Source organism: Bremerella alba, from assembly GCF_013618625.1.
Taxonomy (GTDB): Bacteria; Planctomycetota; Planctomycetia; order Pirellulales; family Pirellulaceae; genus Bremerella; species Bremerella alba.
Genome location: NZ_JABRWO010000004.1, coordinates 62890 through 82979 on the forward strand (window position 1 = coordinate 62890; position 20090 = coordinate 82979).

General features: G+C 56.0%; 20 protein-coding genes. 10 read left to right on the plus strand and 10 right to left on the minus strand.

Annotated elements, in window-relative coordinates:
• Positions 1-16: 16 nt before the first annotated feature.
• Positions 17-1261, minus strand: coding sequence for a hypothetical protein (locus HOV93_RS07975; protein WP_207395956.1), 1245 nt, complete (start codon positions 1259-1261; stop codon positions 17-19).
• A 269-nt stretch (positions 1262-1530) separates the two neighbouring features.
• On the opposite strand from HOV93_RS07975, the gene HOV93_RS07980 reads away from it, so the two are divergent.
• Positions 1531-2685: an aldose 1-epimerase family protein gene (locus tag HOV93_RS07980; protein WP_207395957.1), complete on the plus strand. Its 1155-nt coding sequence runs from the start codon at positions 1531-1533 to the stop codon at positions 2683-2685.
• A 111-nt stretch (positions 2686-2796) separates the two neighbouring features.
• Here HOV93_RS07980 and HOV93_RS07985 read toward each other — a convergent pair whose 3' ends face one another.
• Positions 2797-3513: a class I SAM-dependent methyltransferase gene (locus tag HOV93_RS07985; RefSeq protein WP_207395958.1), complete on the minus strand. Its 717-nt coding sequence runs from the start codon at positions 3511-3513 to the stop codon at positions 2797-2799.
• A gap of 258 nt (positions 3514-3771) precedes the next feature.
• Between HOV93_RS07985 and glgC the strand changes: the two genes are divergently transcribed.
• Both glgC and HOV93_RS07995 read left to right on the plus strand, forming a co-directional pair.
• The gene (gene glgC, locus HOV93_RS07990; protein WP_207395959.1) at positions 3772-5031 is read left to right on the plus strand and encodes a glucose-1-phosphate adenylyltransferase; all 1260 of its coding nucleotides are present in this window, start codon (positions 3772-3774) and stop codon (positions 5029-5031) included.
• Positions 5032-5138: 107 nt separating this feature from the next.
• Positions 5139-6563, plus strand: coding sequence for a hypothetical protein (locus HOV93_RS07995; RefSeq protein ID WP_207395960.1), 1425 nt, complete (start codon positions 5139-5141; stop codon positions 6561-6563).
• 210 nt (positions 6564-6773) lie between these two features.
• Here HOV93_RS07995 and HOV93_RS25710 read toward each other — a convergent pair whose 3' ends face one another.
• Positions 6774-7841, minus strand: a complete 1068-nt coding sequence (locus HOV93_RS25710; protein ID WP_207395961.1) for a site-2 protease family protein — start codon at positions 7839-7841, stop codon at positions 6774-6776.
• Between the two features lie 232 nt (positions 7842-8073).
• Entirely contained in the window at positions 8074-9741 is a 1668-nt protein-coding gene (locus HOV93_RS08005; RefSeq protein WP_207395962.1) for an HDOD domain-containing protein, read from the minus strand.
• Between the two features lie 205 nt (positions 9742-9946).
• Here HOV93_RS08005 and HOV93_RS08010 point away from each other — a divergent pair, with 205 nt between their 5' ends.
• From HOV93_RS08010 to HOV93_RS26580, 3 genes are read left to right on the plus strand one after another with little or no spacing between them, the layout of a single operon-like run.
• Positions 9947-10948 (plus strand): DUF1559 domain-containing protein, encoded by a 1002-nt coding sequence (locus HOV93_RS08010; RefSeq protein ID WP_207395963.1) that lies wholly within the window; start codon positions 9947-9949, stop codon positions 10946-10948.
• A gap of 48 nt (positions 10949-10996) precedes the next feature.
• Entirely contained in the window at positions 10997-11221 is a 225-nt protein-coding gene (locus tag HOV93_RS08015; protein ID WP_207395964.1) for a hypothetical protein, read from the plus strand.
• A gap of 60 nt (positions 11222-11281) precedes the next feature.
• Positions 11282-11557, plus strand: a complete 276-nt coding sequence (locus HOV93_RS26580) for a type II toxin-antitoxin system death-on-curing family toxin (RefSeq protein WP_390814224.1) — start codon at positions 11282-11284, stop codon at positions 11555-11557.
• A 59-nt stretch (positions 11558-11616) separates the two neighbouring features.
• Here HOV93_RS26580 and HOV93_RS08025 read toward each other — a convergent pair whose 3' ends face one another.
• The 3 genes from HOV93_RS08025 to HOV93_RS08035 all read right to left on the minus strand — a co-directional run bounded on the left by HOV93_RS08025 (position 11617) and on the right by HOV93_RS08035 (position 14999).
• Positions 11617-12852 (minus strand): LL-diaminopimelate aminotransferase, encoded by a 1236-nt coding sequence (locus HOV93_RS08025; protein WP_207395966.1) that lies wholly within the window; start codon positions 12850-12852, stop codon positions 11617-11619.
• A 128-nt stretch (positions 12853-12980) separates the two neighbouring features.
• Positions 12981-14078, minus strand: coding sequence for a glycosyltransferase (locus HOV93_RS08030; protein WP_207395967.1), 1098 nt, complete (start codon positions 14076-14078; stop codon positions 12981-12983).
• A gap of 159 nt (positions 14079-14237) precedes the next feature.
• Positions 14238-14999 carry an alpha/beta hydrolase-fold protein gene (locus HOV93_RS08035; RefSeq protein ID WP_207395968.1) on the minus strand — a complete coding sequence of 254 codons (762 nt, stop codon included), beginning with the start codon at positions 14997-14999 and terminating at the stop codon, positions 14238-14240.
• A gap of 201 nt (positions 15000-15200) precedes the next feature.
• On the opposite strand from HOV93_RS08035, the gene HOV93_RS08040 reads away from it, so the two are divergent.
• Positions 15201-15464 (plus strand): DUF4190 domain-containing protein, encoded by a 264-nt coding sequence (locus HOV93_RS08040; RefSeq protein ID WP_207395969.1) that lies wholly within the window; start codon positions 15201-15203, stop codon positions 15462-15464.
• A 10-nt stretch (positions 15465-15474) separates the two neighbouring features.
• On the opposite strand, the gene HOV93_RS08045 is transcribed toward HOV93_RS08040, so the two are convergent.
• Entirely contained in the window at positions 15475-16392 is a 918-nt protein-coding gene (locus HOV93_RS08045; RefSeq protein WP_207395970.1) for a metallophosphoesterase, read from the minus strand.
• Between the two features lie 66 nt (positions 16393-16458).
• Positions 16459-16584: a hypothetical protein gene (locus HOV93_RS26145; protein WP_261358583.1), complete on the minus strand. Its 126-nt coding sequence runs from the start codon at positions 16582-16584 to the stop codon at positions 16459-16461.
• A 45-nt stretch (positions 16585-16629) separates the two neighbouring features.
• Here HOV93_RS26145 and hpt point away from each other — a divergent pair, with 45 nt between their 5' ends.
• Genes hpt through HOV93_RS08060 form a run of 3 tightly spaced genes read left to right on the plus strand, consistent with a single transcriptional unit; the run spans position 16630 to position 19120 of the window.
• A complete protein-coding gene (gene hpt, locus HOV93_RS08050) occupies positions 16630-17247 on the plus strand; it encodes a hypoxanthine phosphoribosyltransferase (protein ID WP_315853376.1) in 618 nt (205 codons plus the stop codon).
• A complete protein-coding gene (locus HOV93_RS08055; protein ID WP_261358584.1) occupies positions 17244-18425 on the plus strand; it encodes a glycosyltransferase family 4 protein in 1182 nt (393 codons plus the stop codon). The genes hpt and HOV93_RS08055 overlap by 4 nt, the downstream gene beginning before the upstream one ends.
• Positions 18426-18484: 59 nt before the next feature.
• On the plus strand, positions 18485-19120 hold the full coding sequence (locus HOV93_RS08060; protein ID WP_207395972.1) for an exopolysaccharide biosynthesis protein: 636 nt from the start codon (positions 18485-18487) through the stop codon (positions 19118-19120).
• A gap of 14 nt (positions 19121-19134) precedes the next feature.
• Here HOV93_RS08060 and HOV93_RS08065 read toward each other — a convergent pair whose 3' ends face one another.
• Complete coding sequence (locus tag HOV93_RS08065) at positions 19135-20073, minus strand: SGNH/GDSL hydrolase family protein (protein WP_207395973.1); 939 nt, start codon at positions 20071-20073, stop codon at positions 19135-19137.
• Positions 20074-20090 lie beyond the last annotated feature (17 nt).

Here is a 20090-nt window from a genome sequence, read left to right on the forward strand (position 1 = left end):
ACTTCAAACTTGCTGACTACTTCCGAAAATCACCCACAGCCGGCACATTTGCGTGTGCGTGCGGGCCGAAGTAGCGTAGGCCGACGAGCGGCTCGCTGCCGGTGTTTTCGATTTCGACGCCGCCACTGGCAGCTTCGTGCGAAATGAAGACTTCGTCTTCGGTGGTGGCACCGAAGCGAATCATCGCCGGCGTTTGCAGGTTCATTTTGCCCATCCGGCCGCTACCCTGAACGGTAATCCAACCGCTGGCAGCTTCTTCTTTCAGCGTGCACTTGGCACCCGGCTGCAAGGTCAGTTCCTTCGAGCTAAAAAGCTGTTCGCTGTCGACGGTACCGTAGACAATCCACTTGTCTTCGTAGCCATCGCCACTGCAAGACTCGTCGACGATTGGTTCCAGGTAGTTGCTGCCTTTGAAGTCGGGATCGACGTTCTTTTCCCAGTCCAGCTGACCGAGGATGAAGTCGAGGTCCTGGTGCTTTTCTTCGGGCATGTCTTTGACCAATAGCGACCAAGGCACTTCGCGGCCTTCGACCAGGGACTGGAACATCCCGAAGACGTCGCTACCCCACTGCGGTTCGTAGGTGCACAGCGAACCGGGTGCATGCAGAACGCCAGGTGGAATCAGCCAGCCGGTACCACGCTTCAAGCGGTGAGCCTGGGACAGGTAGAGAATGCCGTTGTCACCCTTGCTCCAATCTTCCAAGCACTTGCGAACCTGGGCTTTAGAGGTGTCCGGCGTCAAACCCATGAAGGTATAGGCGAAGTTATTGTCGACGTTATTGAGCTGCGGCGGATAGTAGTAGCTCTCTGGCTTACCTTCCTGTCCGACCAAGGCCGCGTCTTTCTGACTTTGGTGAAAATGATGCGGGATCGGGCCCATGTTGTCGAAGAATTTCGAGTAAACCGGCCAGCGGTTATACTTGCCGAACATGGCGTCGCCGATCAAGCGTTTGCCCTGTTCTTCGACTGCGTCCTTCAGCAGAAAGTGCTGACCTTCGTGCAGAATGAAGCTCTGACCTTCGTACCAAACGCGACCTTCATTGGCGGCGTCGGTTGTCGAAGCGAACCAACGTTCGTCGATCCCGCCACGATGGGCACCATAGGCGTACCAGTCATTCGGATGCAACTTGATGCGTTTGCCAGGGTGCAGAAAGCTGCGCGGGACCCAGTTCGGCGAAAGACGCAATAAACCTTCGCCAGCATCCAAAGCACCGTCCAGAATCTTGGCGATGCTATCCCCTTTGACAATATTTTCAATCATCTCGGCTCGTTACTCCGGTGTGGTAGCATAATGCGGTGGGAACTCGTGCCATGCGGCACAAGACGGCTCGATTAGCGCAGACCACAATGGGCCCTCAGCCGTCAAGGGAAAGCGCTTGTTTTAACAAGTTTTATCGTGGTGACAAGTAAATGAAGGACCTTTTCGACCCTTCTGTGCTGGAATTTCACGCGTAGCACGCCTATGGTAACGGCCATTTGTCCGTTCGTGCCAAAAACCTGTCTAGAAATGACAAATTAGGAGAGAGCAACATGAGCAATCGCTGGGTCTTAAGTGAGTACGATATTACGTCCCCTTATCAGCAGCCTGCTCCCTTTCTGAAAGCGGCCAAGTTGCACGGCCTGAGCGTGACCCATACGCGGATGTTCGGCGGACGACGCGACGGGGTCGAACTTCTCACGGTCCAGAACGGCGACTTCTCGTTCACCACCATTCCCACACGCGGCATGGGCATACATCAGGCAAAATGCGGAGAGACACGCATTGGCTGGGATTCGCCTGTCGAAGGCCCGGTCCATCCGCAATATGTCCCCCTTGCCGAACCGAGCGGGCTCGGATGGCTCGACGGCATGGACGAACTGATCGTTCGTTGTGGGCTGGAAAGCAACGGAGCCCCCGAGTTCGACGCTGAAACGGGCCGGCTGAAGTATGGCCTGCACGGCCGCATCGCCAATCAACCTGCCGAAGACGTGGTCGTCGAACTCTCTGACGAAGGCGAAATATGCATCAGCGGCGAAGTCCGCGAGACGCGTTTCCTTTGCTACAACGTCGCGCTAAAGACCGAGATCCGCACCAAGTCAGGCGAGAAGGGCTTCCGCATTCGCGATCGTATCGTCAACCGTGCCGCCCAAGAAAGCACAGCCCAGATGCTGTACCACATCAACCTGGGGGCACCCATTTTGGGCGAAGGAGCGTCGGTCGTTTGTCCCGTTACCCAGCTGTGCCCTCGCAACGACCACGCCGCGAAAGACTTGGATACGTGGTCGACTTACAAAGGCCCCACCGCCGGTTACGACGAACAGGTCTACTTCATGCAGCTTGCCGCCGACGCCAGTGGCGATACGTGTGCGCTGCTGAAGAACGCCTCCGGCGACCAAGGCGTGTCGGTGCACTTCAACGTGAAACAACTGCCGTACTTCATCGTTTGGAAAAACACAGCCGCCGAAGCAGATGGTTACGTCACGGGCCTCGAACCAGCGACCAACTTCCCCAACCCGCGTTCGTTTGAAGAAAAGAACGATCGCACGCTCAAGATCGCCCCAGAGGCCACCTACGAGATCGACCTCGGTCTCCAGTTCCACGCCGATGCGGCAAGTGTGGAAGCCATCGAATCGAAGATCACCGGGCTCACCGCAGGGCAAGACGCGACGGTACACACGACGCCACAAGCGGCTTGGTGCAGTTAAATCTCTATCGATCTCCTAAGCTCCGGAGGAGCGGCCAAATGTAGCCAGGGGCTACGTTTAGCTCGTCCACCCTAGGATGCTCGGTGCCCTCGGCGGCGAATTACCCTCTCGCTACTTCACCGCACAATACGCACCAAAGCATGCGTTGAGGTGCAGTACTTCGACTTGGCGAAAGCCAGCGGCCCGGCATATGTCCACTTGATAGAGGACGCTCCGTGGGGTGTCCTCTTTCTCAATGTAATCGAAGACCGTCTGGCGATAGGCGTCGTCTTTGAAGTCGGTGAGATACTCGCCGTAGCGTTCCCATTGAACCTCCTCCGCCGCCGGCAAATCGGACGTTATTAGATCGCTCACCAGGAAGATCCCACCGGGACGCATGGCCTGATAGATTTTCTGGAAGACACTTTTCCAGTCGGCATCGATACGAAGATGATGCAGCACGGCCGCGGCCATCACCACGTCGAACGTCTCGCCGGGAAGATCGACCTCACGAACATCACCAGGCAGGGTGACAATTTCCTTCGCTCGACTCTCCGTCAATCGTTGCCGGGCCCGATCGAGCATCGGTTGGCTTAAATCAATCAACGTGCAGTTCATCTCAGGGATTCGTTCGAGCAGTTTGAGCGTGTAGTTTCCGGCACCGCAGCCAATGTCGAGAACGTTCTTCGCCTCGGGCCGATGCGCGGCGGCCACGCGGGTAATCAGATCCAGCACCAACGGAGCATCCATGGTGGCCGATTGGCCTGTTTCCAGATTAGAGAAACGATCGACGTCGTTGTCGAAGCGGGCTCGGATTTCTTCGACCGAGGATTTATCAGAGGGATTCATGGACGTCCTTTTATCTTCCAAACGTTGTCGACACAGTGGCCAAGACATTCGGCAACTAGTATCGGTTCACTAACGAATTAACCGTTATCGTCGGTACGACAAACTTTCGCTTCGCGCAAACTGCTAGCGACCTAGCATCATTTTTTAGTTTTGACGGTTGGGCAAAGCCGATAGAATGCGGCAGACACCTCGGAGGCCCGCCCCACGCTTCCATTGCCTCTCTTCCCAAACCCCAATCATAGCTGAGGTACGCATCGGATGGAGAACGTACTCACCGTGATCCTTGCCGGCGGCAAGGGTTCCCGCTTGGAACCACTTACCCGCGATCGCGCCAAGCCAGCGGTTCCCTTTGGCGGCGTTTATCGCATTATCGACTTTGCACTTTCCAACTGCTTGAACAGCGGCTTTCGGCAAATTCAATTGCTGACGCAGTACAAAGCCCAAAGCTTAGACCGCCATATCAATGTCGGCTGGCAGCGATACTTCTGCCGCGAACTGGGCGAATGCATCGACGTGGTGCCACCCCAACAGCGAATCGACGAGCAGTGGTACCAAGGCACCGCCGATGCCGTCTACCAGAACATCTACGCCATCGAAAAGCAGCGGCCCAAGTATGTCGTGATCCTCGCCGGCGATCACATTTATAAGATGAACTACGCGTCGATGCTCGACTTCCATATCGAGAACGGGGCCGACCTGACCATCGGTGCATTGAAGACAACCATCGACGAGGCCCGCTCGTTTGGCGTGATGCAGATCGATCGCGAGCAGAAGATTCTCGGTTTCGACGAAAAGCCGGAGAACCCCAAGACTATCCCCGGCGATAACGAGCACTGCCTGGCTTCGATGGGGATCTACGTCTTCAATGCGGAATTTCTATTCGAGCAGCTTTGTAAAGACGCTACCAATCGCACCAGCGCTCATGACTTCGGACGGAATATCATTCCGTCGATCATCGATACGCATCGTGTGTACGCGTTTCCTTTTCGAGACGAAAACCGCAAGGGGGATGCCTACTGGCGCGACGTCGGTACGTTGGATGCCTACTACGAAGCCAACATGGACCTCATTTCGGTCGATCCGCAGCTCAATATCTACGACGAGGCCTGGCCGCTGCGGACCTACCAGCCCAACGTGCCGCCACCGAAGTTTGTCTTTGGAGGAGAAGCCGATCCCAGTCGTCGCGGGTACGCGCTGGACAGCTTAGTCTGCGGCGGGTCGATCATCTCCGGCGGCGAGGTAGAACGGAGCATCCTTGGCCCGAGCGTCCGTGTGAACAGCTTTTCGTCGGTGCAAGATTCGATTTTGTTCGAGGGCGTTACGGTCGGGCGGCATAGCCAGATCCGCCGAGCGATCATCGACAAAGGTGTTTCGATTCCGGCCGATACCCAGATCGGTTTCGACCTGGAACTCGACCGCAGCCGTGGGTTCACCGTCACGCCGTCAGGCCTGGTCGTGATTGCCAAGGAAGACCTAATCGAGCCGCAATTGACCACCGGCAAACCACGCGTTGCGTAGCGTTACGCTGCGTAGAGCCGAAAATTGCCATGGTTCGAATTTCGCAGAATTCTTAAACTAGTGCGAAGTTCGCTCCCACAACGCAATATTCAGCTCGAAACGTTTCCATGATTCGCGTCAAAAGTCGCCAGAAAACGGAGTATGGCGACTTCCAAACTCCGATGGTCCTCGCAGAAGCCGTTTGCCGGCTTCTTTCCGCCGACGGCGTCCGACCCGGAAGCGTCGTAGAACCAACTTGCGGGCAAGGCACGTTTCTTGAAGCGGCCGGCAACACCTTTCCCGATTGCCAGCGACTGGTCGGGCGTGAATGGAATCGTGCGTACGTGGCCGAAGCTCGTAAGCGTCTAGCCATCTCAGGCTGCGAAGTCGACCTCGCCCAGGCCGATTTTTTCGAGCAAGACTGGACGTCGCTTTTGCGGCGGCAACCAGGCCCCTTGCTCGTGCTGGGTAATCCGCCGTGGGTCACCAATTCGGCGTTGGGAACACTCGGCAGCGTGAATCTTCCCACGAAGTCCAACTTCCAAAACGAACGGGGACTCTCGGCTAAGACCGGCAAAGCGAACTTCGACATTTCGCAGTGGATGATCTTGCGACTATTGGAGGCCATGCCCCAGCAAGACAGCACGTTGGCCATGCTCTGCAAAACGACCGTTGGCCGAAAGGTTTTAGAGCAGGCCTGGAAAGCGGGCCTCCCACTCACCGGCTGCTCGATCCGGAAGATCGACTCGCGCGAACACTTTGACGCTTCGGTCGATGCCTGCCTGCTTGTCTGCCATATGCAAGCCGCAGCACCAACGGTTACCTGCGAGGTCTACGAGGACTTCGATGCCGACCAGCCGTCGACTGTTTTAGGGTTGCACTCGGGCAATTTGGTGGCCGATCAAACGGCACTTAAGCGACAGAACCACCTGCTGGCCACTCAACCGACCACGCGTTGGCGAAGTGGCGTGAAGCACGATTGTCGTGATGTCATGCAGCTAGTTCGGCAAGGCACGCACTTTGTGAATGGACTGGGCGAAACGATCGACTTGGAGCCTGACTACGTTTACCCACTTATGCCGGCCGGGGCCATCTATCGCGGTGAAGTGAAGGGGACCGAGAAGTTTTTGATCGTCCCGCAGACACGCACCGGCGAAGACACAGCCCCGATTGAATCGGCTGCCCCGCGAACATGGGCCTACCTTCAACGGCACGCTAACCGCCTGGCAGATCGCAAGAGTTCCATCTACCGGGGACGTCCCCCGTTTTCGATCTTCGGCATTGGCGAGTATTCGTTCGCCAAGTGGAAGGTCGCCATCTCGGCACTTCACAAGCAGCTGGCGTTCCGCGTCGTCGGACCCCAAGCTGGTCGTCCGGTAATGCTCGATGACACCACGTACTTCCTTTCCTATCGCACGAAAAAAGAAGCCGTCGCGGCAGCCGCTCGGCTGAATAGTTCAGACGTGCAAGAGTTCTTCAACGCCTGGATCTTCTGGGACGCCAAACGCCCCATCACGGCCGATATCCTTCAACGGCTCAGAGCTGCCGACTAACACAGTACCGTTGCCGGTGACGCTGGTATCTCACTCAATGGTTGGCCCAGAGATTCATCTCTGGGTAGCCGAAGGCTACAAGCGGCTTATGGACAGGCGCTAAAGAAGATTGAAATCCACCACTTCGCTCACACCGGGAACACTAGCCGCTTGTGACCGAGGGCCACCCAGAGATAAATCGCTGGGCCAACCAATGACGGCACGCCCGCACTATGCCGCCACGATCGCCATCGGTGGAAAGCAGAGCAAGGGAATACTGAGCGACACCGATCCCAACGCATACCGGAACCAGCCAATCGGGACATTGTCGTTACTAGTCGGAGGATGTTCAGGACGCATCAAGATGACCAGCAGCAGCATTAAGCTCCACTGGTAAGCCCCAAGCGAAATGATGAAGATCACCGCAACCACGAGAAATGCCCGGGCAATCCAATGGGCACTTTTCCCGAACATGGTGTAAGTCACATGCCCACCATCGAGCTGACTAACCGGAATCATATTGAGCCCGGTCACGAGCAGCCCCACCCATCCGGCCATGAAGAAGGGATTGAGCTGGCTTTGATTGATGTACATCCCATCTTCGTACCCAGGGACATCAAACCACTGCATCATCCACGCCATCGCGATCGGCAGGTCGAGCTTGAACGAACCGGTTCCCGGGGCCGACAAATCCATCTGCGAGACGCCATACCACAACACCGGAACGGCAACGACCAACCCGGCCAAGGGGCCAGCCAACCCGATATCGAACAACTGCTTGCGATCGGCGCGCATGCCGTCCATGCCAATCACGGCGCCGAAGGTTCCGATCGGAGAAATCGGCACGGGAATAAAGTAGGGCAGGCTGGCCGGTACCCGGTACCGCAGAGCGGTGACGTAATGCCCCATCTCGTGGGCAAACAAGATCCCCAACATCGCGGCCATATAGAGCAGCCCGCTTTGCCAACCGGCCAGGTAATGGATCAGGTCGCGCCGCATCTCGACTGCGGGGCTCGACAGGAACGAATCGAACGCATGCGGAATCCCCATCGCCGCTGGACTCGACCAGGCAAACAGATTGATCATCGCTTCCAACGGTTGCCAATTGGTCATCCCGGCAAGGAAGGTCGAAGCACACGTGGCAAAAAAAAGAATGACCGGCAATCGAACGCGGCGTTTAGGAACCGGAGGGTCGGCATACCGGCGGGCCTGTGACGAAAACTCGACGGAATCTTGATCCCACGAATGGTTGGTCCCTTCTTCCTGAGAAGTCTGGCGAGATGTCGTTTGTTCGTCCACGCGGGATTCCATCGATTCATTCATAGGGACCAAGGTATCAGAATTCCGCCGTCAGCGGAGAGCGGACCAATCGACCACGTCGACTGGCCTGACCGCCACTAAAGCCTATAGAGCAAGCAGGAAATGGTAAAGGTTAGCCCAGGCTTTCCAACTTTCGGGCTCCGTCTTCTGCGGAAGAATTCTAAACGGGCGACGGCTAACCAAGCTTCGCAAACACGAAAACTGTAAGCTACTACAGGACTTCGATGCTTTTGATGGCGTTGCCGCCCCCCTGCGAGGCCGCCAACAGGCAGCGTCGGGCCGCTTGAAAGATCTCTTGCGGCGGTAGACTCTTCGGAGGCACACAGACGGATGCCACACCTCCACAGAGCGCCAATTCCATCCCTTGGTGGCACTCGCGCCGCTGCGACCAGGAGGTCACCAGATCAAGGATTTGCCGGGTCAACGTGACCGTTTGATGCCGATCGTGATCTTCCAGAAGCACGGCCAGCCCCATCTCGCCGCAAGGCAGCACACGCCCCAAACCATCACTCAAGCGGTCGACAATGGCCGCGACCAATTGCCGCCAGACATCGACTTCTTCGATACCGGCCACCACGAGAAATTCGTCGAATTGATTGATTTTCAAGAGCGAGATCGAAAACTCGCAGCGATGCCCTCGACAGCGCTGCATCGACGAGGCGATTTCGATCAGCATACTCGCATCGGCCAAAATCGGATCGACCGGCACTTCTTCGGCAGGCGTTGCTGCACGACTCTGCTTCTCCGCGAGAGGAGGAACGCCATTATTTTCAGCCAGACTTTTTGTGGTGTCGATCAGTCGCTGCACTTCGGGAGACTGAATTACCTGCTCTTGCGGCGAGTGATCTCCTAAGGCCAGCGGCGCGGCGACCGACTCGGCCAATTGAGCCAACTGAACGTAAGCCTCGGCAACCACTTCGCAGTAGTCCGTTCCGTCTGGTAGAGACACCGACAGGACGCCGGCCATTTGATACAGTTTTTCCTGGATATCGACCACCAGGTGCTCGACCGTATCGGCATCGTGGCTGGTGGTCGACTTCAGCTGATCGAGAAACTTCGGCATCAAGTTGAGTCGATGGTGCGCGAGTACTTCGGCCAGGTTGTGTGCTAGTCGGAGTGTCGCCGATTGCCCGCTAAGTTTGCCGAAATCGATCCCAGAGGAAGGGCTCCCTTCCCGAATCACTTGGACCAATGTCTCTGGCAAGTTCCAGCTTTGCAGTAGCCGACAGCCGAGAATGTTGTGATCGAAACCGAGCGTCTCCCATTCCATCTCCGAGAGGTCGGCCTCTTCCTGCAGCACCTTGTTGGCGAAGTTCGCATAGGCATCGCCCAGGTCCTGCAGCATGACCAACGCTCCGATTTCGGAAAGGAGCCCGGCAATGAACGCATCGTCGCCGAAGTTCTTCCGCTGCAATCGGGCAATCTCACGAGCAGCAACGGCCTTGGTCAACGCAAACTGCCAGTATTGCGCCAAGACTTCGGCCTCGATTCCCTGCAGCATGGCCTTTGGTAGGCTGAAGCCGAGGACCAGCAACTTCAGCGGCTTAATCCCTAATAAAGCAAGCGCCTGGTTGAGGTCTGATACCTGACCTGAAAGCCCAAACAGCGGACTATTGACGACCTTCAAGATTTTGAGGGTCATGGCCGGATCGCGTTGAATGCACTGCTTAATTTGGACGACCGTGGCATGTTCGTCGGCAGTAAGCTTGAGGACATCCATGGCGACGGTCGGCAGAGAATAGAGCTGCTGGGCTCGGGAAACCATCTGAGCCACCAGCCCCGCTTCATCAAAAGGCTGCTGAGCGTGACCAAGTGTCTTAGGTACGCCGGTCGTTATGGAAGAACCGCCTGTCACGTCAGTTGCCTTTGGGAAAGCCAAGCCAAGAATCCTTTGGGTGCCTTATTTCGTTTAAAAATATAGGTCACCCAAGGCAGCACGACGGCGGAATTAATAGCTGCGAAAAGGTTTACGCCGATTGCCATTGTTTGACCCGTAGTTTGCTTAAAACCACACCTCCGGGTAACCTGAAGCATTGTCACCTCCCCTAAATTCACTACGAACGACACGACCACCCCTCTGCCCCATGCCATCGCAAGCGAACATTTCAAGATGCGACCTCCGCCGAGGGTTCACGCTAGTCGAACTTCTGGTCGTGATCGCGATTATCGGAATCTTGATTGGGTTGCTCCTGCCTGCGGTTCAGCGTGCTCGTGAAGCGGCTCGGCGCACGCAGTGCGTCAACCAGCTCAAACAAATCGGCCTGGCCTGGCATAACCATACCGACACCTACAACGCATTTCCGACCGGTGGGTATGCTCAGCACGTGTTTGCGACCTATAAGGATGGTCGCCCCGGTCAGCTCGACAAACAGGCCGCCGGTTGGGCCTTTCAGATTCTGCCGTTCATGGAACACGACACCGTCCATAACGGGAAGCCGGGCGGAACCGATTTCGAATCGTCGAAGTTCGCCATGAGCGTTCCAATCCCGGAGTACTTCTGCCCGAGTCGTCGCTCGCCCACTTCCGAGCCTGCCAAGCTGATCCCCATGTGTATTAGTTCCGATGGCACCAACGGAAACACGTTCGATCAGGTCCCTCGAGCTCAAATCGATTACGCTGGTGGCAACCAAGAAGGGACCGGCATACTGGCCAGGAACTTCACCGGCACTTGCGGCGACACCTCGAGCGGAGTCGGGCCTCGTAAGAACCTCTACCGCTTTTCCTCTGTGACCGACGGGACCAGCAACACGTTGATGGTGGCCGAGAAATGCGTGAACCTCAATACGATGGGACAAGGCTCGCAAGAGGGTGACATCTATGGCTACACATCGGGCTGGGATGGAACGCCGGCAAGTGACCCCGGCATCACGCACGAAACGGTCCGCCGAACCGACCTGGAACCGTGGCCTGATATCATCGCCACCAACCCACTCAATGGAGCCAACCGCTTCGGCAGTTCGCACGCCGGCGGTCTGAATGCCCTATTAGTAGACGGCAGCGTCCGTTTCATCCCCTACACGATCGAGCAAGACCTTTTCCGCAAGCTAGGGGACAAAGGGGATGGGGAAGTGGTAAGCTTTCAGTAAGCCACGTCGAAATGTTCTTGGAGAGTTTTAAACTCTTGGAAATGCCAGATGATTGTTCACATCAAAAAATTGGGCGACCAATACATCTTGGAACTTGATCCGTCGATTATCGAAACAATGCAGATCGACGAGACCACGCCACTGATCATTAAGGCGGATACCGAAGGTTTTTTCTGCGCTCCGGTCGATGATATTTCCGAGGAAGAGTTTCAAGCGTCGCTCGAAAAAGTAAATGGCAACTATGCCAAAGCTCTTCAGAAGTTGGCAGAGTAGATGGCCAATAGCGTTCGATTTCTCAAGTTGTCTCGGGTGCTGGGGATTCACTAGTCTTCGATTCAACGCTATGGTGGCGATCCCGGAATTCGTGATATTGGCCTGCTGCAGTCGGCAATCGCAATGCCTCAAGCAATGTTCGCCGGGCATCATCTCCACTCGACAATTTATGAAATGGCGTCAGCGTACCTATTTCATATTTGTGCACACCACCCCTTCATAGATGGCAACAAACGCACTTCGGCTATGACCGCGATTATCTTTCTAGATCTAAACGGCGTCGAAGTCACCGCTTCGCAACCGGATTTAGTAGACTTTGTATTAGGTGTCGCCTAAGGAAAAACTCAGAAACCAGAGATCGCTGAGTTTTTCCGAGCCAATACCAAGCCGGCACCCTAGTCGAACTTCAACGAGATCTGCTTCAAACGCTTTTCGGTCTCTTCCATCAGTGCGTCTTCGGCAGCTTCATCGGCCGCGACGTACGTCACCGAGAAACGCAGGAACGAACCGGCGTCGTCCCAGGGCACCGTGCAGATTGACTTCTCGGTGATCAGATACTGCGAGGCCTCTTCGGCGTTAGCGAAGCTTGCGCCCCCTTCGACTCCGACAGGGCTCTTTGTATACAGGAAGTAGGTCCCGCCAGGCATTTCGCATTGGAAACCGCAGCGGTTGAGCATGTCGACCAGTTTCTTCAAACGTCGCTCGTACTTGGCCTTGGTTTGCTGGGGGATCTCTTCATTGGCCAAGGCCGCGGCGGCTGCTTTTTGAACGGCGATGAATTGCCCGCTGTCGCAGTTGTCTTTCACGTCGCTGAAGGCCTGAACCAACAGAGGGTTGCCGCAAACCCAACCGATTCGCCAGCCGATCATGTCGAAGCCCTTGGACAGCGAATGGACTTCCACGCCCACGTCCTTGGCACCTGGCACGCTGAGGAAACTAAGGGGTTCCCCTTCAAAGGTCAGCACGGTGTGGGCCGCGTCTTGCACGACGACCAGGTTGTTTTCTTTGGCGAACTGCACGACCTTTTCGTAGAACTCTTTGGTCGCGATCTTTCCGGTCGGGCTGTTGGGATAGTTGATCACCAGCAGCTTGGCCTTCTCCTTCACTTCGGCTGGAATGCCGTCGAGATCGGGGAAGAAATCGTTTTCAGCCAAGAGCGGAAGCTTGTAAACAGCACCGCCATAATAGGCTGAATGCGTTCCGGCGACAGGGTAGCCAGGCACCGTCATCAGGCAGACATCGCCTGGGTTGATGAAACAGGCCGGCAGCATGGCCAAGGCCGTCTTCGAGCCGATGCAGTGGTTCACTTCGGTCGCCGGGTCGAGCTTCACACCGAACATCCGCTGCATGTAGTCGGCCACAGCCTGCTTGAATTCAGCCACGCCGTTGTCGGCATAGCCGCGGTTCTCTGGCTTGTTGATCTCTTCGCCCATCACCTGGCGAACCGATTCCGGGGCCATTTCGTCGTTTTCGCCGATCCCGAAGTCGATCAGCTGACGATCGGGGTAATCGGCAAGTGCCTTGCGTTTGGCCCGCTTGATCTTCTCGAACTTATAGATCGCGGTTCCCTTACCGTAGTTTTCGCCACCGATACGTTCAGCAAACAGCTTCTGGAAATAGGGATCGCTCATAGTCTTGGTTCTGAGTTCTCGTAGGGTCAAATAGATGGCCAGAATTCAAACCTACTAGCCTACCGCCGGGCAAAAGAGACAACAACCGGGGCAGGGGAGTTCGCCAGAAGTGGGTCGCTGCCGGGCAATTACGACAAACTCTGGTAAAGCGCTGCATGCCGGTCGATCATCTGCTGAACGCTGAACTGCTGCTCGATCGACGTTCGCCCTGCCTCCGAGAAACGGGTTCTCAGGGCTTCGTCTTCCAGCAGAAAATTGGCAAAACGGGAATACTCGGTCCGCTGCCCCAGCCCGACCAGGTACCCATTCTCGTCGTGGGTCACTAAATCGCGGTTGCCGGGTATATCGCTGACAGCGACCGGCAGCCCGATGGCCATGGCCTCCATCAACGCGTTCGACTGACCTTCATAGCCACTGGCCAACATAAACAACGTCGCGTGTCGCATCAGATCGGCCACATCGTCTCGCGGTCCGGCGATACGCACCTTGTCGTCGATGGTGACCTGCTGCGTATAGCGTTCGAGCCGCTCGCGCTGGGGCCCGTCGCCTACGATCACCAGAAACGCATCCTCGCGGATACGCTTCAAAATTTCCGTCGCCCAGATCAGATCCTTCATCCGCTTTTGCGGCCAAAGACGCCCGACGCTGAGCATCATCTTGGCATCCGCAGGCAATCGCAACTGCTGCCAGAGGTCTTCCTTGCTCGTCTGCGGAGGGCCGTCGATCAGGTCGATGCCGTTTGGAATGACGACGAACTTATTCTTGTCGCGTCCCTGCTTCACGTAGAAGTCGACGATGCCTGAACTGTTGACCACGATCTTGTCGGTCTTGCGATCGAGGTAGCGATCGATGAGGTGTTCGTGCGTGATCTTCCAAGGATCGACGCAGCGTTCTCCGCACAAAACGTGACGCACTCCGGCTGCCTGGGCCGCTTTGCGACCGTAGCTATTGGCCGCGAAAAGCCACGTATGAACGATGTCTGGCTTTACCTCTTGAATGTGCTTCTTGAGTCGCCAATAGGCCGCTGGATCGATCTTCAACTTTTTGCCGATCACCGTCACCGGGATACCGGCCGCGGTTAGCTCTTCGCTGTAGGGACCACCCCGGGTCAAGCAACAGACCGAAACCTCGAACTGATCGCGCGGCAAGCCCTTGGCCAACATCGTCAGTTGTTTCTCGGCTCCCGAACGATCAAGCGTCGGGATGATGAGCATCAGTTTCTGCATCGTCGCTTCCGAATTTCCTTTGCCTCAGAGAGCACGTAGGAAAGAGAGGAAGATGAACCACAAATGAACAGGGATAGCAGTGGCACTCACTTTTAAAGTCTAATATCCCTGTTCATTTGTCGTTCTCTTACTTCCTCTCTGTGCACTCTGTGGCTATTGCTAAACAACCCGGCGTCGTTCTTTTTCCAATGAATCCCAGAGGAATTGAACCACCTTGGGGGCCATCAGGCTGTAGTACTTAAAACCGTGTCCCCCACCCTTGGTCTCTAAGTCGCACGTGTGTGGCACACCTAAAGACTGTAGCTTCATTCGTAATCGATCCGAGCTTTCCCACCAAGAGGTATCCTCTGGGCAGCAGCAAAAGAATTGATTGCGTGGCCAGTTCAGCGGGTGAATGTGCAGGGTCGTCGTGTCTTGCCGGGCCTGTTCGGCATTGTCGTACATCTGCCAGAGGTTGTCTTGGTCGTCTTCCCGCATCCGATTCTGATAGTCGATCGCGGGACTCACGCCGGCGACAACCGGGAAGATATCGGGAAATTTGTACGCAAACCGCAGCGAACCCTGCCCCCCCATGCTCGTCCCGAACAAGGCCACCTTCGGCGTTTTCGCGCCGTAACTCTCTTCAATATACGGCAGCACACTTTCCAGCAGATAGGTTTGAGCCGACCGCTGAGGATCGAATTCTTCGCAGATCCGATCGGTCCACCAGCTGCGCTGCGTCACCGGGGCAACCACCGGCAAGCCAAACTTTTCCAGCTGCTCGACGAACGCCGCACTGTGATGCAGCTTGCCCAAGTGCACGCCATGCAGATAGATGCCAACATAGCCATGCTCGTTCGTCTGCTGCGGCTGAAACTGTTGGCACGGATGGCCATCAAGGTCGATCTCTTGCCAGCTGCCGTAAGTGGGTTGATCGGTCATGTCTATTTCTATTCTAGGAAAACTCAGCTTAGCCGAATGGTGAGCGTTCAATCACAGTCACCGAGTCGACTATCCGTTTGAGAACTCGAACCTTAGTGGGAATTCGCGCATTCACTTGTTATCATAAGCCACGAGCGAATTGCCTGACGTAGCCGCATTTCAAATTATACCGACCAAACGAATCAGTAAGGAAACACAGATATGAAGCCACATCGCGGTGTGCTCATCTTGGTCTTGGGAATTCTTGGTATAGTCGCATGCTGCTTCTGCGGCCCGGTGGCCTGGTACATGGGCTCGCAAGATTTGGTGGAAATCGATGCTGGCCGGATGGATCCCGAAGGGCGTCAAATGACACAAATCGGTATGATTCTCGGCATCGTCGGCATGGTCCTGGGAGTCCTCGCAATCCTCATCCCGGTTGTGGTCATCCTCCTGACTGGCGGCTTTGCCATCGCGGTAAACTAGCAGTCGAAAATCACTTGACGAAGACGAAATTTTCGTCGCGCAGCTCTTGTTCGCCATCCCAACGATAGGCGCACAGGAAGCCTCCTTTGGCCACGCTGTAGTCCACACATGCCACGTTCTTGGCTAACCGCTTGGGCGTGGTTTCTTTCAGCCAGTAGTGGCCGAGAAATACCGGCTTCTCGGTCGCGCCGTAGGGCCGAGATGCCGCGCAAATGGTGTCGCTCAGGGGAACATCGCAGGCCAACGGATCGGTCATCGCGTAGCTGCCAAAGGTATGCCCCTGGGCATTCGAAAACCAACGCGTGCGAGTTTTCGTTCGGGCATGCCCATCCTTATCTTGAAAGCTAAAGCCTTCCGGCAGCTGCATCTCTCTTCCCTTGAGGATCACTTCGACCGAAGGGAAAAGCGAATGCCCTGGCACGCAGGCCGACGTAAGTACCTCGTCGGTGAGACCGCCCGCTTGTTGCAACTGGCTTTCAATCTGACCGATCGCCGCATCATCCCAACACGCATGCACGGCCCTTAGGCCGTCGAGCTCGAGCCACATCGGCAACCTGCGAAACCATGCCAAGGCATCGCTCAACTGGGACTCGTTCAACTGGGCTAACGTTTGCGAATGCTGCTTTTCGTTCTTGGCCGTATGAGGTCGTAAATACTCACCGGCCCGATCAGGGTGTGGCGTATGAAACGCCATCGCATTGAGTTCGTGATTGCCCATCACCGTGAGGGCCGCGTCGGTCTCGACCATGCCGCGCACGATTTCCAGCGTCTCGCGAATCTTCGGCCCGCGATCGACGAAGTCTCCGAGAAACACCACGCGTCGCTGCGGGTGGCCGTACACGCCGTCGCGCTGCGAATAGCCCAACTCTTTCAGCAGTGCCGTAAGCGCATCGGCGTGGCCGTGGATGTCTCCGATAATGTCGTACATGAAGCTTTCTTCAGTGCAATGAAATGGTTCGCTAAAAATGATCTCACCCCGAGAACACCAAGCCCCTTAGCGGTTCAGTCGCTTCTCGTGAGCCTTGTGGACGCATTGCTCGAAGTTCTCTGCTACAAACAGCCCGGCGTACCAATCGGCGGCTTCGTCGTTAATCCAAGGCTGGAAGTCCCACATTCCCATGGTCAAGTTTTTCTTTTTTTCAGGGGATGATCGTGTAAGGAGCTTGTGCGGAGCCTACAGAACGAAGAGCTAACAGCTTACAATAGCGCCTTATCGATTCAACTTCCTCCATCGCCAGTGGGGCTGTTTTCTTTGCATATCTTGATCGAAACTGAAGAACTCGCCGCGAGAGTATCCTCTCTGGCGGCAGAACTGACGGAAACCTACGGGGATCGACCTCTCACGGTTCTCGGCGTGATGACTGGCAGCCTGGTGCTGATGGCCGATTTGATTCGTCGCCTCGAAATGCCGCTTAAGGTGGGCGTCATGCAGGCACGCAGTTACCGCGGAACGGCCACCTCGGCGGGCGATCTGACGCTGAATCTGGATATGATGCCGAAAATTGCCGGGCAAGACGTACTGGTCGTCGACGACATCTTCGATACCGGCCACACCATGAAAAACGTGCTGGAGAGCATTCAGGAACATGGCCCGACTTCCGTGCGATCGCTCGTACTGCTTTCCAAGTCCGAGCGCCACGAAGTAGCCATCCGACCTGACTTTGTCGGCTTTCATATTCCCAACGAGTTCGTCGTGGGGTACGGTTTGGATTATTACGACCTCTACCGCAACCTGCCGTTTGTTGCGGCGCTTGAAGATCACGAGATCGCTTCGCACGCATGACTCCTCTTCGCCTGGCACTTGTCACTCGTCGATTCTGGCCTCTGGTAGGAGGTGCAGAAATGGTTATGGCCAACCTGGCCGAGGAACTAACGCGCCAAGGCCATCAAGTTCAACTCTTGACCGCCCAGTGGCACCCCGATTGGCCCAAACAAATTTCGCATCGCGGAATCCCGGTCGTTCGCCTGCCTAACCCCTCGGTCCGCGGATGGGGAACGGTCCGCTACATGATGTCGCTGGGACGCTGGCTGAGATCGCAGCAGACAGAGCTCGACGCGGTCTATGTCTCGATGCTCAAACACAGCGCCGTCGTGACCACCTCGCGTCTAAAAAACAGTAAGGTCCCGGTCGTCTTACGGGCTGAAGGGGCCGGCGATACGGGCGACTGTGCTTTTCACGAGACGGCCAACTTCGGCCATCGCATCCGCCATGCCTGTCAACAAGCCGATGGCCTTGTTGCTCCGAGCCAGCAGATCTTCGATGAAATGGTATCGTCCGGGTTCGACCGTGAAAAAATTCGCTTCATTCCCAACGGCGTCCAAGTCAGCCCCGTTCACAGCGACGAACAACGTCGCGCGGCTCGACTGACATTAGCCGCAGCCAATCCTATTCTTACCCTGGCCGAGTCCGCTCCGCTGGTGGTCTTCACGGGAAGACTTCATCCCGGCAAAGGCCTAACCAAGCTGGTGCGTGCCTGGCCCTACATCTTGCAGCGATTCCCCATGGCCCGGCTATGGCTCGTGGGGGAAGGGCCTCAGGAAGGGGAATTGGCATCGATGATTGGGGCCATGGGGCTTCAAAGCAGGATCATCCTGCCGGGGGCTTTCGACACGGTCGAAGACGTCCTGGCCGCAGCCGACGCATTCGTACTTCCATCGCTGCATGAAGGAATGTCGATCGCACTGCTCGAGGCCATGGCCGCGGCTCTTCCTTGTGTGGTGAGCGACATCCCAGGCAATCGCATTCTGATCGACCACGACGATACGGGCGTCGTCTTCCCCGTTGACGACACCCGTGCTCTGGCCGATTCGTTAATCCGCGTGATCGAGAGCCGGCAACTGGCGACAAGCCTTGGCAATGCGGCCCGCTCTCGTGTTATTCAGCATTTCAGCTTGCAGCGCAGTGCTGCCGATCATGTCGCCTATTTCAGATCGCTGATCGAACAGAAGCAGCTCCGATAGGTGGCACGCGTTTTGCACCTGGAAGTGGAAAACCAACATCCACTACGTAAGAACGCAAAATGGCAATCGCTCAAACCACTGAAGAGCCAACGACTTCCGAAGACGACGCTGACGACGCCCCTCCCGAGGGTCTCGTCGACATCCTCGAGCAGATGAAGGAAAACACCGACGGAGACCAAGTCACTCTGGAAGACACATTGGACTCGCTCAATAGCCGTAGTTTCGGCCCCCTTCTGCTTGTGCCAGCGGTGATGGCCGTCTCGCCGATTGGTGCCATCCCCGGCATGTCTATCGTAACCGGATGCATCTTGTTGCTGATTGCCGTGCAAATGATCTTTTCCAGCGGCAGACCGTGGCTTCCGCAGCGACTCCTCGATTTTTCGTTTTCGCGTGAAACGATGACGAAAGGAATCGACAAAACACTTCCGTGGGCCAAGTGGTTGGAAAAGTTTACTGATCGTCGTTTGCAAACGATCACCCACTCGCCGTTTCATTACGTCATCGCCGCGATCATTGCGTTCCTCGCGTTGCTCTTCATTCCGCTGGCCTTCTTGCCATTTGCCGTGTCCATTCCGGGAACGGCGATCGCGTTGTTTGCTTTGGGCATGACCGCTCGTGATGGTGTGATGGTGATACTCGGATTCGTTGTTTCTTTTGCAGCTGTTGCCGTAGCCATTTACGCTTGGCCCTTCTAAGGGTCCCATACGAGCTACTCGTTTACCCAAAGCGAAGAGTGGTCGATGATCTCGTTGAGAAACACACGACGAATAGCATCGTAACCGCGGTCGTTGGGGTCTTCGATATTCTCGTAGAACCAGTAGTGGGGATCGTCTGCCACATACGTGGATCGCCAAAACTGGGTCGCATGCGAACCGTGCCCGAGGAACGTTTCGTGAAGCGGAACGTGGTACACATTGGCACGTGCTTCGGTACATTCTCGGATGACTTCGTTGTACTTACCATGAATGGCTAGTGCGTCCGGCCAATGCGGAAGATAGACGCTGGGTGCATCTCCGACACCGTCGGTGGGATCGTAAATGTCCGCGAGGTAAATCTCGCACCCGCCTGGAAAAGCTGCCGTGATCTTATCGAGCATTTCGTTCAATCGAATTCGAAAGGAATCGATCCACGGTTGGGCCTCGGCCAGCGTGGCCCCGTACATGGCACACTCTTTAGGCGGTCGCCGCCCGTAGCTATGAATCAAGTCATTCCCGCCTGAGGTCATCACCACCAGACCAAACACGTCAGGTTCATGCGGCGGCAAGCGGTCTTCGATAACGCCGAAATGGTCCTTCGATGTCGAACCGGAAATCGCGAGGTTTTCTGATTCTAGGCCTGGCAGAACAACCGACAGCGACTTCCCTTGCATATCGGCAAATTCATCCGTAGGGTTCTCGACCAGGCGATTGAAGAAAGTATGCTCAGGCGAATCGGCGCCGAGACCAGCAGTGATACTATCTCCCAATCCCAAGAGCATTACCCGGCGGTCGCTCCAATTCTTATGAAATGCTTCTTCGGCAACCGCAGGTCCCGCAGGGCCAGTGCCGATCAGGCGCATCATGTAGTATTGAATGTAAAAACCCGCCCAACCAATCACCAAGACCCCTATAATACATAGAATGATAAGTCGCTTGGAACTGATTTTCATAATGCGTCTTTCGGCAA